Origin of the sequence: Streptomyces sp. NBC_00654 (assembly GCF_026341775.1) — a bacterium.
GTDB lineage: Bacteria > Actinomycetota > Actinomycetes > Streptomycetales > Streptomycetaceae > Streptomyces.
This window is the reverse complement of the sequence record NZ_JAPEOB010000001.1, coordinates 1759556-1773732: the sequence shown is the minus strand read 5'-3', so window position 1 is coordinate 1773732 and position 14177 is coordinate 1759556. Positions and strand designations below refer to the sequence as shown.

Genomic DNA, 14177 nt, shown 5'->3' with positions numbered 1-14177 from the left:
AGGGGTTGTATCCGTCGCCGAGGTTTGCGAATCTCTACATGGCGATCGGGACGGCCCGCAACACCGGCCTCCCTGGGAGCCAGAACCCCTCCTCACCTCACAGACCACACCCAGTTCTCCTGGGGGTCGGCCCGTCATCTGCGGGGGGATTCGTGAAAGCGTTCACATTCACAAGCAACAAGCATGTAATACCAAGGAGAGGTAGCAGCCATGGACTGGCGTCACAACGCCGTTTGTCGTGAGGAAGACCCCGAGCTGTTCTTCCCCATCGGCAACACCGGTCCTGCGCTGCTGCAGATCGAGGAAGCCAAGGCCGTCTGCCGTCGCTGCCCCGTCATGGAGCAGTGCCTGCAGTGGGCGCTCGAGTCCGGCCAGGACTCCGGCGTCTGGGGTGGCCTCAGCGAGGACGAGCGCCGCGCGATGAAGCGCCGTGCCGCTCGCAACCGGGCGCGTAACGCCAGCGCCTGATCGACCCCCCGCGACGAGCCCCAGCCCGGCGGCGCGTACAGAGCGTACGCACAGCCCCGCCTTCGAGTCGCAGCGCGCAGTACCCCCGAAGCGCATCGCAACGTGAGCACTACACAGTGGGCCCGGACCGTTACCACGGTCCGGGCCCGCTGTGCTGTGCCGGTCGCGCACAGCCGGTCCGTCGCCCCGGCTGCCGCTCCCCGCCCGCTCCCCGCCCGCGTCTCGTCTATTTCTCGTTGCGGACCGGGAGGTCCAGCACCACCCGGGTGCCGCGCTCGGGCCCAGGAAGCATCCCGAAGGTTCCGCCCAGCTCACCCTCCACCAGGGTCCGTACGATCTGGAGTCCCAGGTTGCCGGCCCGCTGCGGGTCGAACCCCTCGGGCAGACCGCGCCCGTCGTCGGTGACCGTGATCAGCAGCCGCCCCTCGGTGGGCGAGCCGCCCCGGACGGCGGAGACGTCCACCGTGCCGCGCTCGGCCACCGTGAAGGCGTGCTCCAGGGCGTTCTGCAGCACCTCGGTGAGGACCATCGAGAGCGGAGTGGCCACTTCCGCGTCAAGGATGCCGAAGCGCCCCGTCCGGCGGCAGGTGACCTTGCCGGGGGAGATCTCGGCGACCATCGCGATGACCCGGTCGGCGATCTCGTCGAACTCGACCCGCTCGTCCAGATTCTGGGACAGCGTCTCATGGACGATCGCGATCGAACCGACCCTCCGTACCGCTTCATTGAGCGCCTCGCGGCCCTGCTCCGAGTCCATCCGGCGGGCCTGGAGACGCAACAGGGCGGCCACGGTCTGGAGGTTGTTCTTCACCCGGTGGTGGATCTCCCGGATGGTGGCGTCCTTGGTGATCAACTCGCGCTCGCGGCGGCGCAGTTCGGTGACGTCCCGCAGCAGGACCAGCGAACCGATGCGCACACCTTTGGGTTTGAGCGGAATGGCCCGCAGCTGGATGACACCCCCGGCGCACTCGACCTCGAACTCGCGGGGCGCGTAGCCGCTGGCCACCTTGACCAGGGCCTCGTCCACCGGCCCCCGGGACGGGGCGAGCTCGGCCGTGGTGGTACCGAGGTGGTGGCCGACGAGGTCGGAGGCGAGCCCCAGACGGTGGTACGCGGACAGGCCGTTGGGGCTGGCGTACTGCACGACCCCGTCGGCGTCGAGCCTGATCAGGCCGTCGCCGACGCGCGGGGACGCGTCCATGTCGACCTGCTGGCCGGGGAAGGGGAAGGCCCCGGCGGCGATCATCTGGGCCAGGTCGGAGGCGGACTGGAGGTAGGTGAGTTCCAGCCGGGAGGGCGTGCGCACGGTGAGGAGATTGGTATTGCGCGCGATGACACCGAGCACCCGCCCCTCACGGCGTACGGGGATGGACTCGACCCGTACCGGCACCTCCTCGCGCCACTCCGGGTCGCCCTCGCGCACGATCCGGCCCTCGTCCAGGGCGGCGTCCAGCAGCGGACGGCGCCCGCGCGGCACCAGGTGGCCGACCATGTCGTCCTGGTAGGAGGTGGGGCCGGTGTTGGGCCGCATCTGCGCCACGGAGACATAGCGGGTCCCGTCGCGGGTCGGAACCCACAGGACGAGGTCGGCGAAGGACAGGTCGGAGAGCAGCTGCCACTCCGAGACCAGCAGATGCAGCCACTCGAGGTCGGTGTCACTCAGGGCTGTGTGCTGGCGGACGAGGTCGTTCATGGAGGGCACGGGTGCGAGCGTACCTGTGGATACCGAGAGGTACCGAACCGATCGGGCCCCCGCTCCGTGCCACCGCGGGACGGGGGGTGCGGCGGGGAAGTGTGGCCGGAAAATGTCTGTCCTACGGATAGACACAGGCAATTGGTCTAGTCCACAATGCTCACAACAAGTCCTCCGCTCTCCCCGCACAGGAGAGCGGAACGAGGCACCCGGCGCTCTCTGCCCTGACCGCGCCGGTGCCTCCAGTGGCCGGAGGCACCGCACACCGCCGGCCAGGTAGCTCCGGGCTGCGGTGCCGGACGGGCTGAGGGTCCCGTCCCGGCGCCGCGGCCCGCGGGTGTTCCCGGGGGCGGACGCCGCCCCGGGGGCGGACGCCGCCCCGCGACGGGCCGCCGCTCCCCCGCCGGTGGCCTCCTCGCCCCGTCAGCGGGTCTCGGTGACCTTGGCCAGAGCGCGTGGCGCGTCCGGGTCCTGGCCGCGGGCGATGGTCACCTCGTACGCGAGCATCTGGAGCGGCAGGATCTCCAGGATCGGCTGGAGTTCCTCCGGCACCCCCGCCGCCGGCAGCACGAAGCCCGCGGAGGCCGCGTCCACCTGCGCCTTCGGACCCACCACGAAGAGGTCGGCGCCGCGTCCGCGCAGCCGGTCCAGGACCGGCTGGAGGGCCTCGCCGCCCCGTCCGTCGGTGACGACCGCGATCACCGGGGAGATGTTGTCGACCATCGCGAGCGGGCCGTGCAGGAGATCGGCGCCGGAGTAGGAGAGCGCGGGGATGTAACTGGTCTCCATCAGCTTCAGGGCCGCCTCCTTGGCCGTCGGGTAGCCGTAGCCGCGCGAGGTGATGACCATGCGCTCGGCGAAGCGGTAGCGCGAGGCCAGCGACCTGACCTCGTCCCCGCGCCCCAGGATCGCCTCGGCGAGCTCGGGCAGGACGGCGGCGGCGGAGCCGTCACCGCCGCGCAGACCCTCCACGAAGAGATAGAGGGACAGCAGGGAGGCGGTGTACGTCTTGGTGGCCGGGAGCGCCTTCTCCGGGCCCGCGAGGATGTCGATGTGGTACTCGGAGACCGCGGCCAGCGCGGAGTCCGGGTTGTTGGTGACGGCGAGGGTGACCGCCCCGGCCTCCCGGGCCGCCTTCGTGGAGGCCACCAGGTCGGGCGAGCCGCCCGACTGACTGATGGTGATCACCAGGACGTCGGTGAGGTCGGGCTTGGCCCCGTACGCCGTCGTGGTGGACATCGACGCCAGGCCGCAGGGCAGGCCGAGCCGGATCTCCAGCAGGTACTTCGCGTACAGCGCCGCGTTGTCGGACGTACCGCGCGCCGTGAGCAGGACGAAGCGGGGCTTCCTGGCGGCGATCTCCGCGGCCACCTCACGGATCCCGGCGGCACCCCGGTCGAGGATGCGCCGCAGCATCCCGGGCTGCTCGGCCATTTCGCCGGACATGATCCGGCCGGGGTGCTCGCCGCGGCCGTTCCGCCCGGCCGAGAAGGTGGCGGACATGGGTGCCTCCCTGCGGTGTCGTCGTTTCGGACAAGTCGACCACGGTGCCGGGGGGACCCGCCAGCGGACCGTCGGACGTATCAGCGGGAGGACCAAGGGATGAACGGTTCACCTGACGGCTGCCGGGTTCTGCTAGATTGGGAGTTTGATTGGTCTATACCACATGACTCCACCACTCTTCAGATCGGCAGGCACAGCGTGGAAGTTGTCATCGTCCCGGATGCCAAGGCAGGCGGCGAACTCATCGCGGAGGCCATCGGCGCCCTGCTGAGCCGCAAGCCCGACGCCCTGCTCGGCGTTGCCACCGGCTCCACCCCGCTGCCCATCTACCAGGCGCTGGCGGCCGGCGTCCGCTCCGGTGCGGTGGACGCCTCGCGCGCCCGCATCTGCCAGCTGGACGAGTACGTCGGCCTGCCCGCGGGCCACCCGGAGTCGTACCGCTCCGTGGTGCTGCGCGAGGTCGTCGAGCCGCTCGGGCTCTCCGAGGCGTCCTTCATGGGCCCCGACGGCTCCGCCGAGGACGTCCAGGCCGCCTGCGAGGCGTACGACAAGGCGCTGGCGGCGGCCGGCGGGGTCGACCTCCAGCTGCTCGGCATCGGCACCGACGGCCACATAGGCTTCAACGAGCCGTGCTCCTCACTGGCCTCCCGCACCCGGATCAAGACGCTGACCGAGCAGACCCGGGTCGACAACGCGCGCTTCTTCGACAACGACATCTCCCAGGTGCCGCACCACGTGATCACCCAGGGCATCGGCACGATCCTGGACTCCCGGCACCCGATCCTGCTGGCCACCGGTGAGGGCAAGGCCGAGGCCATCGCGCAGACGGTGGAGGGACCGGTCGCCTCGATCGTGCCCGCCTCCGCACTCCAGTTGCACCCGCACGCGACGGTGGTGGTCGACGAGGCCGCCGCGTCGAAGCTGAAGCTGGCGGACTACTTCCGCGCCACGTTCGCGGCGAAGCCGCAGTGGCAGGGCATCTAGAACCCGCGGAAACGTACGACGGAGGGCCGGACACCCTGTGGTGTCCGGCCCTCCGTCGTACGACGCCCGTCCGGCGAGAGGTGCGGTCCTCGATCGCCGGACGGGCCGGATCCGGTGGTGCGGTCAGGCGGTGATGGCCTCCGCCGCCGCCAGGCCGCAGACCCGTGCGGCACCGTGGGTGGCCACGTACAACGATCCCCTCGGCTCCGACTGGGGAAGACCCATCTCGACCACGATCGTGTCGGGACGTGCCGCCACCAGCGCGTCGAGGGCCTCGGCCATCCAGGCGTGCCGGTGGGCGTCACGGACGACGGCGACGATGCGCCGCTCCCCCGCCGCGCCCAGCACGTCGGCCGCCGCCGTCGTGCTGTCGCTGCCGTAGGTACCGCTCTCGGTACCGGGCAGCAGCCGGCCCAGGTCGGCGGCGAGGCCCCACGGGGTCTCGTTGCCGACCGCGATGTTGGGCGCCGGGTTGAACTCGGCCACATAGGCCGGCCCGGTGAGCCGCTCGGCCGTGCCGGTCACCTGGACCGCGCGGCGGGCCGCCACCAGCCCGATGTCGGTGCTGACTCCGGTGCCGGGCGCGATCCCCTCCTGCGCTGCCGCGCCCGGCTCCGGGACAGCCCCCCGCGCGCTCTGCGTCCAGGACGCGAGTGCGCGTACCCGGGCCGCGGCGTCGGCGAGCCGCTCCTCGGGCAGTTCACCGCTGCGTACCGCCTCGACCAGCGCGTCGCGCAGCAGCAGGACCGTGGGCTCGTCCTCCAGCCCGCCGCCGACGCACAGGGCGTCGGCACCCGCGGCTATCGCGAGGACGGAGCCGCGGGCTATGCCGTACGTCGAGGCGATGGCCTGCATCTCCACGGCGTCGGTGACGATCAGGCCGTCGTAGCCGAGCTCCTCGCGCAGCAGACCGGTGAGGATCTGCGGGCTGATGGTCGCGGGACGCTCGGAGTCCAGCGCGGCCAGCAGGATGTGCGCCGTCATCACGGACTTGGAGCCCGCCGCGATGGCCGCCCGGAAGGGCACCAGCTCACGGGCGTGCAGGGTTTCGAGGTCCACGTCGATGCGGGGCATCGCGTGGTGCGAGTCGACCGCGGTGTCGCCGTGCCCGGGGAAGTGCTTGGTGCAGGCGGCGACACCGGCGGCCTGGAGGCCCTCGATGTACGCGGCCGTGTGCCGGGCGACGAGGCGAGGGTCGGCCCCGAAGGAGCGGACGCCGATGACCGGGTTGCCCGGGTCGGAGTTGGCGTCGGCGGACGGCGCCCAGTTGAGGTTGACGCCGCACTCGGCGAGCCGGCGGCCGAGCTCCTGGGCGACGTCCCGGGTCAGGTGCACATCGTCGACCGCGCCGAGGGCGAGGTTGCCGGGGAACGAGGAACCCTGCCGGACCTCCAGCCGGGTGACGTCACCGCCTTCCTCGTCGATCGCGACGAGGACGTCCTCGCGCTCGGCCCGCAGCTGGGCGGTGAGGGCGGCGACCTGCTCGGGCGTCTGGATGTTGCGGCCGAACAGCGCGACGGCGGCGAGCCCTTCACCGACCCGGCGCAGGACCCAGTCCGGGGCGGTGGTGCCGGTGAACCCGGGCTGGAGGACGGCGAGCGCGTCGCGCGTCAGCGTGTCCGTAGTGGAAACGAGGGTGGTCATGGGGCCCGCACTATCCCTTCACGGCGCCGGAAGTGAGGCCAGCGGCCATCTTCCGCTGGATGAACATGAAGAACACGACGACCGGCAGGGCGATCATGGTCGACGCCGCCATCAGCGCGCCGTAGTCGGTACCGCGCTCGGTCGTGAACGTCATCAGCCAGACGTTCAGCGTGTACTTGGAGTTGTCGTTGATCAGGATGTACGCGAAGAGGTACTCGTTCCAGGCGTTGACCAGCGCGAAGATCGACGCGGCGGCGAGGCCGGGTGCGAGCAGCGGGAAGATCACGCGGCGGAAGGCACCGAAGCGGGTGCAGCCGTCCACCATCGCGGACTCCTCCAGCTCCACGGGGATGTTCACCACGAAGCCGCGGATCATGATCGTCGCGAAGGGCAGCGTGGAGACGAGGTAGACGACGATGAGGCCCCAGTACTCGTCGATCCCGCCCATGGCGTTGAGCTGGGCGTAGATCGGGATGAGCATCGCCGTCGGCGGCAGCATCTGGACCAGGATCATGATCAGGACCAGGGCCTTGCGGCCGAAGAAGCGGAAGCGGCCGATGGCCAGTGCCGCCAGGGTCGCGATGATCATGCCGCCTACCACGGCGGTGATCGAGACGATGAGGCTCGACTGGATCGCGGTGCCGAAGTTCGGCTGTTCGGTGGCCCGTACGAAGTTGTCGAAGGTGATCGACGAGGGCCACAGCGTCTGGTCGTACGAGCGGATCTCGCGGTTGGGCCGCAGGGCGCTGATGACCAGCCAGTAGACCGGGAAGACCATGACCAGGGCGATGCCCAGGCCCAGGATGTCGAAGCCGATCCTGCTCTGCTTGCGGTCCGGCCGCAGGGTCTGTGTGTCGGTCGTGGTGCTCATTCGACCTCTCCCGTCTTCATGAGCTGGCGCAGGTAGTACACGGCCACGCCGGACAGCAGCAGCACCGTGATCAGGGCGATCGCGGTGCCCTGACTGAAGGAAGTGGACTCGAACGCCTTCGAGTAGGAGTAGAGGCCGAGGGTCTCGTACTCCGGCTCGGGCTTGTTGCCGCGCAGCAGCCAGATCTGGCCGAAGACGTTGAAGTCCCAGATCACGGAGAGCGTGGCCACCATGGTGAAGACCGGCTTGATGACCGGCCAGGTGACGTACTTGTAGACGCCGTAGCCGGAGGCGCCGTCGAGCGAGGCGGCCTCTTCCAGTTCCTTGGGGACCTGGGTGAGTGCGGCGTACAGGGTGACGACGACGAACGGAATGGCACCCCACACGACCAGGATGGCGATGATCGTGAAGCCCTGGATCGGGTCCAGGTACCAGTTGTGGCCGAGGAAGTCCTCGCCCACGACCTTGGCGATCATGGTGTTGATCAGGCCGTAGTCGGAGTCGGCCATGAAGCGGAAGATCGAGGCCGCGACCATCAGCGGCATGGACCAGGCGGCGATCAGGCAGAAGGTCAGCACGAGCCTGACCCAGGTGGACAGCCGGCGCATCAGCAGGGAGATGAGGAGGCCGAGGGCCATGGTCAGGGTCACGCAGATGGCCATGAAGACCACGGTGCGGAAGGTGACCCACCAGAACTCGTCGTCGCCGAGGATGTTGGTGAACTGCTTCAGGCCCACCCATGGTGCGGGCTCACCGCTCCACAGCTCACGCCGGCCCATGTCCTGGAAGGACATGATCACGGTCTTGCCGAGCGGGTAGAGATAGACGGCGGCGATCGCCACGATCGCCGGGAGGATCAGGAAGTAGGGGAGGAGTTCACCCTTCTTCCGCTTCCTCTTCTGTACGCGGGGCCCGGCGCCGTCCTCTTCGGACAGCCGGGGCCCGGTCGATCGGGGATCACGTGGTTCGGAGACCGGTGGCCCGGCGGCCTTGGTGTCGGCGGCAGTCACGTGGCTGACCTTCCATCGCGGGTCCGAGGCAACCCCCGGAAATCACGGCGTGCTTGTGCTGAGGAGCGGGGGCCCGGCGCAGTGCCGGGCCCCCGCCTGACGATCGGAGAACTCGGACCGAACCGCACCCGGGGGGTGGCGTCGCGGGTCCGGGCACGCACATCCGCGGCGTCGTCGTCGCTCACCATGGCTCCGCCATGACTCGGTCCTCCGCCTCGCAGCCGCACGCGCCCGGCCCCGCTCCTTCTCCCACCCCCCGGGTGAGGGACGCTCCTAGGCCTTCTTGTTGATCAGGGCGTCGATCTTCTCGTCGGCCTTCTTGGCCGCGTCGGCGACCGACGTGCCCTTGAGGATGTCCAGGAGGAGGTTCTCGAGGATCTCCTCCTTCTCGACCGAGGCCCAGCCCGGGGCGATCGGCGTGAACCAGGCGTCCGGCACCGCGTTGGCGATGGGGGCCGTCTCCGGCTTGGCCTTCAGCGGCTCAAGCTGCTTCTCGTTGTTGGGGAGGATGTTCTTCGACGCGAGGACGTCCATCGACTTCGCGTTCGTGAAGAGGGAGATCCACTCCTCGCCGAGGTCCTGGACCTTGGACTTGGAGATCGTCGCGAGGTCGGAGCCGCCGATGAAGGACGGGAGCGCCTTGCCCTCCGGGCCGGGCATACCGGCCGTGGCGATCTTGCCGTCGAGCTTCGGGTTGCCGTTCTCGCCCGTGGTGACGCCGCCGGCCTCCCAGGCCTGGCCGTAGATGACCGCGGCCTTCTCGTTGGCCATGACGTTGGCGTGGTCCTGCTCGTCCTTCGTCTGGTCGGCCTTGTTGTACTTCTTGACCAGGTCGACGTAGTGGGCGATGCCCTTCTGCGACTCGGGCGAGGAGAGGCTGGCCTTCCACTGTTTCGAGCCCTCGTCGTACTTGGCGACCTCGCCGCCGTACGCCGCGACGTAGGACATCGCCGCGTACCAGTAACGGCCCGGGAAGTAGAGGGAGGAGGCGCGCTTGTCCTTCTTGCCCAGCTCGGCCGAGACCTTGTCCATGGCCTTGAGGAACTCGTCCTCGGTCTGCGGGAGGACGTCGCTGCCGGTGGCGGCCTTCAGCATGTCCTTGTTGTAGACAGCCAGACGGGCACTGGCGTAGTACGGGACGCAGTAGGTCTTGCCCTCGAAGGAGCACGTGTCCTTCAGACCCTTGATCCAGGTGTCCGAGTTCTCGTACTTCTTGGGGTCGATCTCGCCGAGCGCACCATTGAGGATGTACTGCATGGTCTCGGTGTTGCCGAGCTCGACAACGTCCGGGAACTTGTCGCCGCCGAGGGAGGTGTCGAGCTTCTTCACCTTGTCCGACCACTGCTGGTACTGGACCTTGACGGTGACATTGGGGTACTTCTTCTTGAACTGGGCGTTGACGTCCTTGACCAGTTCCGGCCAGGTCGACTGCGCGTCACCCATGAGCCAGACCGTCAGGTCTTCCTTACGGTCCTTCGGGTCCTTGGACGATGCCTTGTCATCCGAACCACATGCTGCGATCGAAACCAACATGCCCGCGACGCCGATCGCCGCGATGAGCTTGCGCTTCACGCCAAACCCTCCTCAGGGATGCTGCAACCCCGCCCACCGCGAAGACATTCGACGAGTACTGCTGGGGCTGGACCTGGTCTTTAATGGTTTAGACCAGTACCGGGAGCTTGGCCTAGACCTTTAGGGGTGTCAAGGGTGTATAAGAAGTGCACTCGCGTCCGTTATAGGACCGACACCTAAGGGAGGGCGACGACCCGTGACGGGACCGTGCCACCATGTGAGCCGCGACAGACGGAGGAGCCGGTGACGGCAGCAACGCAGCAGTCGGGAAGGCGGGCCATGGGCGCCGACGGGGGCAGTTCGGGGAACGAGACCGGTGCAGGTACGCGCACGGCGCGCGTACCGAAGTACTACCGGCTCAAGCGGCATCTCCTCGACATGACCGACACCCTGCCACCGGGCACACCCGTGCCGCCCGAACGCACCCTGGCAGCCGAGTTCGACACCTCGCGCACCACCGTGCGCCAGGCGCTCCAGGAGCTGGTCGTCGAGGGCCGGCTGGAGCGCATCCAGGGCAAGGGAACCTTCGTCGCCAAGCCGAAGGTCTCCCAGGCGCTCCAACTGACCTCGTACACCGAGGACATGCGTGCCCAGGGACTGGAGCCGACGTCTCAGCTGCTGGACATCGGCTATGTCACCGCCGACGACACGCTCGCCGGTCTGCTGGACATCACGGCGGGCGGCCGGGTGCTGCGGATCGAGCGTCTGCGACTGGCCAGCGGCGAGCCCATGGCGATCGAGACCACACACCTTTCGGCCAAACGCTTCCCGGCGCTTCGCCGTTCTCTGGTGAAGTACACCTCTCTCTACACCGCGCTCGCCGAGGTGTACGACGTGAGGCTGGCCGAGGCCGAGGAGACCATCGAGACCTCGCTGGCCACCCCGCGCGAGGCGGGGCTGCTCGGTACGGATGTGGGTCTTCCGATGCTGATGCTGTCCCGCCACTCGATCGACGGGCAGGGCGAGCCGGTGGAGTGGGTGCGCTCGGTCTACCGCGGCGACCGCTACAAGTTCGTCGCCAGGCTGAAGCGGCCCACGGACTGAGGCCCTGCCGCCCCGGCGGCAGGGACGGCACAGGTGCGGCGGCCGGGGACGACCTTCCCGGCCGCCGCACCTGTCCGTTCCCAGGCCCGCGCACGTACACGCGTTCCAAACGCGTGTGCGCGCACGGGCCCGCGTACGCACGCGCACATACGCGTGCCCGTACGGGCACGCGTATGTGCGCGCGGACTTGCCCGTACGGGTGAACCGGATGACTCCCGTGTCCGTGACTCTCTCCGATACATCACCGTTGCCGGACGCACACGCGGACCGCAGCCGGTGATCAGCGAGGGGACGGAGTCACCACATGCCAGCAGATACCGAGGCGAAACCACCGACGGTCACCCCCACGAGAGTGGTGATCGCGCTCTGTCTCGCCGCCCCGTTCGTGGCGATGCTCTGGGTGGGTTCGTACGCGAAGGTCGATCCGACGTTCATCGGCATCCCGTTCTTCTACTGGTACCAGATGCTCTGGGTGCTGCTCTCGACCGCGCTGACGATGGTCGCGTACAAGCTGTGGCAGCGTGACCGGCGCGCCCGCAAGGGAGGTGCCTCCGCATGAAGGACGGTGTGAACGGCGTCGCGCTCGGCGTCTTCATCTTCTTCTTCGTGGCCGTCACGGTCATCGGCTTCATGGCGGCCCGCTGGCGCAAGGCCGAGAACGAAGCCAGTCTGGACGAATGGGGCCTGGGCGGACGGTCGTTCGGCACCTGGGTCACCTGGTTCCTGCTGGGCGGCGACCTCTACACCGCGTACACCTTCGTCGCCGTCCCGGCGGCGATCTACGCGGCGGGCGCGGCGGGCTTCTTCGCCGTCCCGTACACGATCCTCGTCTACCCGCTGATCTTCACCTTCCTGCCGCGGCTGTGGTCGGTCTCGCACAAGCACGGCTACGTCACCACCTCGGACTTCGTCCGCGGACGCTTCGGCTCCAAGGGGCTCTCGCTGGCGGTCGCCGTCACCGGCATCCTCGCCACGATGCCCTACATCGCGCTCCAACTCGTCGGAATCCAGGCGGTGCTGGACGTCATGGGCGTCGGCGGCGGAGAGACCACGCACTGGTTCGTCAGGGACCTGCCGCTGCTCATCGCGTTCGCCGTGCTCGCCGCGTACACCTACTCGTCCGGGCTGCGGGCGCCCGCGCTGATCGCATTCGTGAAGGACGGCCTGATCTATCTGGTGATCGCGGTGGCGATCATCTACATACCGATCAAGCTGGGCGGCTTCGACGACATCTTCGCCAAGGCGGGCGAGGCGTTCTCCCAGAAGAATCCGGCGACCGGTCAGCCGCGCGGCTCGCTGGTTCCCGGCGACATGGGTCAATGGGGTTACGCGACACTGGCGTTGGGATCCGCGCTCGCGCTCTTCATGTACCCGCACTCGATCACGGCGACGCTCTCCAGCCGCAGCCGCGAGGTGATCCGGCGCAACACCACGATCCTGCCGCTGTACTCCCTGATGCTGGGCATGCTGGCGCTGCTCGGCTTCATGGCGATCGCCGCCGGAGTGAAGGTGGACAACGGGCAGCTGGCCATCCCCCAGCTGTTCGAGAACATGTTCCCCGACTGGTTCGCCGGAGTGGCGTTCGCCGCCATCGGCATCGGTGCCCTGGTGCCCGCCGCGATCATGTCCATCGCCGCGGCGAACCTTTTCACCCGCAACATCTACAAGGACTTCCTGAAACCCGACGCGACCCCCGCCCAGGAGACCAAGGTCTCCAAGGTGGTCTCGCTCCTGGTCAAGGTCGGGGCCCTGGTCTTCGTCCTCACCATGGACAAGACGGTCGCGATCAACTTCCAGCTGCTCGGCGGCATCTGGATCCTCCAGACGATGCCGGCCCTGGTCGGCGGGCTGTTCACCCGCTGGTTCCACCGCTGGGCGCTGCTCGCGGGCTGGGCGGCCGGCATGGCGTACGGAACGCTCGCCGCGTACGGCGTGGCGAGCCCCACCCAGAAGCACTTCGGCGGCTCCTCGAAGGAGATTCCGGGAATCGGCGAGATCGGCTACATCGGGCTGACGGCCTTCGTGCTGAACGTGGTGGTCGTGATCGTCCTGACCCTCGTCCTGAACGCGCTGAAGGCCCCGGCGGGCATCGACGAGACCTCGCCGGCCGACTACACGGCCGATGTGGGCGACCCCGGCGTCGAGGCGGAGCTGCCGCCGGCCGCGGCGGTCGCGCCGGGCATTCGCTGACCGGCCGGAACGGCGGTGCGCGGGCCGTCGTGTCTCCCCGGGAGGCGCGGCGGCCCGCGCCGTTCTCCGGCTGTGCACGGCGGTCACCGTACGCGAGGATGCGGGCATGAACCCTCGCTCCCCGCTCCCCGGGCTGTGGCCCGTGCTGCTGGTGCTGACACTCGCGGCCTGCGGCACGGAGCCGGCCCCCGGACCCGATGCGGACAGCCCCGGGGGCGCGGCCCCCTCCGCCCCGGGGCCCGGCCGGGCCGCGCTGGAGGCCAGGGCCGCGGCCATCCAGACCACCACCGGCCACGTCTATGTGACCGAGGTCCCCGGGTACACCCTGGCCCGGCAGTCCGTCGGCGTCCTCGGCGACGACGGCTTCGGGAGCTTCTACGTGGCGGCCGGCGGCAAGCGCATCCAGCTCTCCGTGGAGCGCGGCACACTCACGGCGTCGAACTGCGCGACGGGCCCGCGGCCCGGCGGGGGCCCGGGCACACCGGCGGCCTGCGAGCGGGACGGCGCGAACTGGTACCGCTCGACGCCGGACAGCCATGAGTACGCCCGCGCGGAGGGCGAGGTCGTCGTCCGGGTCGGCGGAGCCCGCGGCGAGGTCGACCGCGACACCCTGCGCACGGCCGCCGAGGCCGCGCACCGCGCGGATGACCGTGAACTCGACGAGATCCTGCCCCCGGCGGGCCGGGCACCCGGCGCGGGTCCCGTCGAACGCGGCGACCTGCCACCGGTCGGCGACGGGGCCCCGAACAACGACGTGGGAGCGAGCGGCTGAGGGATTCCGCGGCCGGGGAGATCACGCCGTACGAGGCCGGAGCAGCCGGGGAGGGGGCCCGGAGAGGGAGCCGGGAACGGGCCCGGAAGCGGGCCTGAAGCGGGCCTGAAGCGGGCCGGGAACGGGGCCTGGAGCCGCTCCCCGGCCTGCCGCCGCTCGCCCACCGGCTGACACTCCGACAGGGCCCACCACGGCCCGCGACACAACATGTGGGGGCTGCCTCATCGGGCGGCCCCCACATGTATGCTCGTGCTCGCTGTCGCCGCAGGGGAATCCGGTGCGAATCCGGAACTGTCCCGCAACGGTGTATTCAGTGTGCTTTTGCACACCCGAAGTCCGACGACCTGTCGACAGCGCGTCCGGCTCGACCGAACCGGACGCCAAGACGTCCGGGCCTCGCGGATGGGCCGGTGGACGCCGTACGCA

General features: G+C 69.4%; 12 protein-coding genes and 1 riboswitch. Of the genes, 6 read left to right on the top strand and 6 right to left on the bottom strand.

Annotated elements, in window-relative coordinates; translation table 11 throughout:
• Positions 1-210: 210 nt before the first annotated feature.
• Complete coding sequence (locus tag OHA98_RS07780; RefSeq protein WP_003953983.1) at positions 211-468, top strand: WhiB family transcriptional regulator; 258 nt, start codon at positions 211-213, stop codon at positions 466-468.
• A 226-nt stretch (positions 469-694) separates the two neighbouring features.
• On the opposite strand, the gene OHA98_RS07775 is transcribed toward OHA98_RS07780, so the two are convergent.
• The gene (locus OHA98_RS07775) at positions 695-2161 is read right to left on the bottom strand and encodes a sensor histidine kinase (RefSeq protein ID WP_266927786.1); all 1467 of its coding nucleotides are present in this window, start codon (positions 2159-2161) and stop codon (positions 695-697) included.
• A gap of 423 nt (positions 2162-2584) precedes the next feature.
• Complete coding sequence (locus OHA98_RS07770) at positions 2585-3664, bottom strand: SIS domain-containing protein (protein WP_266923689.1); 1080 nt, start codon at positions 3662-3664, stop codon at positions 2585-2587.
• A gap of 198 nt (positions 3665-3862) precedes the next feature.
• Here OHA98_RS07770 and nagB point away from each other — a divergent pair, with 198 nt between their 5' ends.
• The gene (gene nagB, locus OHA98_RS07765; protein WP_266923687.1) at positions 3863-4648 is read left to right on the top strand and encodes a glucosamine-6-phosphate deaminase; all 786 of its coding nucleotides are present in this window, start codon (positions 3863-3865) and stop codon (positions 4646-4648) included.
• A gap of 123 nt (positions 4649-4771) precedes the next feature.
• Here the strand turns inward: nagB and OHA98_RS07760 are convergent, their stop codons facing one another.
• From OHA98_RS07760 to OHA98_RS07745, 4 genes are all read right to left on the bottom strand, one after another.
• Complete coding sequence (locus OHA98_RS07760) at positions 4772-6292, bottom strand: glycoside hydrolase family 3 protein (RefSeq protein WP_266923685.1); 1521 nt, start codon at positions 6290-6292, stop codon at positions 4772-4774.
• A 10-nt stretch (positions 6293-6302) separates the two neighbouring features.
• Entirely contained in the window at positions 6303-7163 is an 861-nt protein-coding gene (locus tag OHA98_RS07755) for a carbohydrate ABC transporter permease (protein ID WP_266923684.1), read from the bottom strand.
• Positions 7160-8173 (bottom strand): carbohydrate ABC transporter permease, encoded by a 1014-nt coding sequence (locus OHA98_RS07750; protein WP_266923682.1) that lies wholly within the window; start codon positions 8171-8173, stop codon positions 7160-7162. Before OHA98_RS07750 ends, OHA98_RS07755 begins: the two co-directional genes overlap by 4 nt.
• 273 nt (positions 8174-8446) lie before the next feature.
• A complete protein-coding gene (locus OHA98_RS07745; protein WP_266923680.1) occupies positions 8447-9745 on the bottom strand; it encodes a sugar ABC transporter substrate-binding protein in 1299 nt (432 codons plus the stop codon).
• A gap of 279 nt (positions 9746-10024) precedes the next feature.
• Here OHA98_RS07745 and OHA98_RS07740 point away from each other — a divergent pair, with 279 nt between their 5' ends.
• From OHA98_RS07740 to OHA98_RS07725, 4 genes are all read left to right on the top strand, one after another.
• Positions 10025-10789 (top strand): GntR family transcriptional regulator, encoded by a 765-nt coding sequence (locus tag OHA98_RS07740; protein WP_073717913.1) that lies wholly within the window; start codon positions 10025-10027, stop codon positions 10787-10789.
• 304 nt (positions 10790-11093) lie between these two features.
• Positions 11094-11348, top strand: a complete 255-nt coding sequence (locus OHA98_RS07735; protein WP_266923678.1) for a DUF3311 domain-containing protein — start codon at positions 11094-11096, stop codon at positions 11346-11348.
• Complete coding sequence (gene mctP / locus OHA98_RS07730) at positions 11345-12979, top strand: monocarboxylate uptake permease MctP (RefSeq protein WP_266923676.1); 1635 nt, start codon at positions 11345-11347, stop codon at positions 12977-12979. Before OHA98_RS07735 ends, mctP begins: the two co-directional genes overlap by 4 nt.
• 106 nt (positions 12980-13085) lie before the next feature.
• Positions 13086-13751 carry a hypothetical protein gene (locus OHA98_RS07725; RefSeq protein ID WP_266923675.1) on the top strand — a complete coding sequence of 222 codons (666 nt, stop codon included), beginning with the start codon at positions 13086-13088 and terminating at the stop codon, positions 13749-13751.
• A 230-nt stretch (positions 13752-13981) separates the two neighbouring features.
• Positions 13982-14111, top strand: a riboswitch (cobalamin riboswitch).
• Positions 14112-14177: the final 66 nt, after the last annotated feature.

Bases quoted from the DNA above. Each gene is read 5' to 3' on its own strand.
- OHA98_RS07735 (WP_266923678.1), top strand. From the start codon at position 11,094: ATGCCAGCAGATACCGAGGCGAAACCACCGACGGTCACCCCCACGAGA.
- OHA98_RS07760 (WP_266923685.1), bottom strand. From the start codon at position 6,292: ATGACCACCCTCGTTTCCACTACGGACACGCTGACGCGCGACGCGCTC.
- OHA98_RS07780 (WP_003953983.1), top strand. From the start codon at position 211: ATGGACTGGCGTCACAACGCCGTTTGTCGTGAGGAAGACCCCGAGCTG.
- OHA98_RS07755 (WP_266923684.1), bottom strand. From the start codon at position 7,163: ATGAGCACCACGACCGACACACAGACCCTGCGGCCGGACCGCAAGCAG.
- OHA98_RS07740 (WP_073717913.1), top strand. From the start codon at position 10,025: ATGGGCGCCGACGGGGGCAGTTCGGGGAACGAGACCGGTGCAGGTACG.
- OHA98_RS07775 (WP_266927786.1), bottom strand. From the start codon at position 2,161: ATGAACGACCTCGTCCGCCAGCACACAGCCCTGAGTGACACCGACCTC.
- mctP (WP_266923676.1), top strand. From the start codon at position 11,345: ATGAAGGACGGTGTGAACGGCGTCGCGCTCGGCGTCTTCATCTTCTTC.
- OHA98_RS07725 (WP_266923675.1), top strand. From the start codon at position 13,086: ATGAACCCTCGCTCCCCGCTCCCCGGGCTGTGGCCCGTGCTGCTGGTG.
- OHA98_RS07770 (WP_266923689.1), bottom strand. From the start codon at position 3,664: ATGTCCGCCACCTTCTCGGCCGGGCGGAACGGCCGCGGCGAGCACCCC.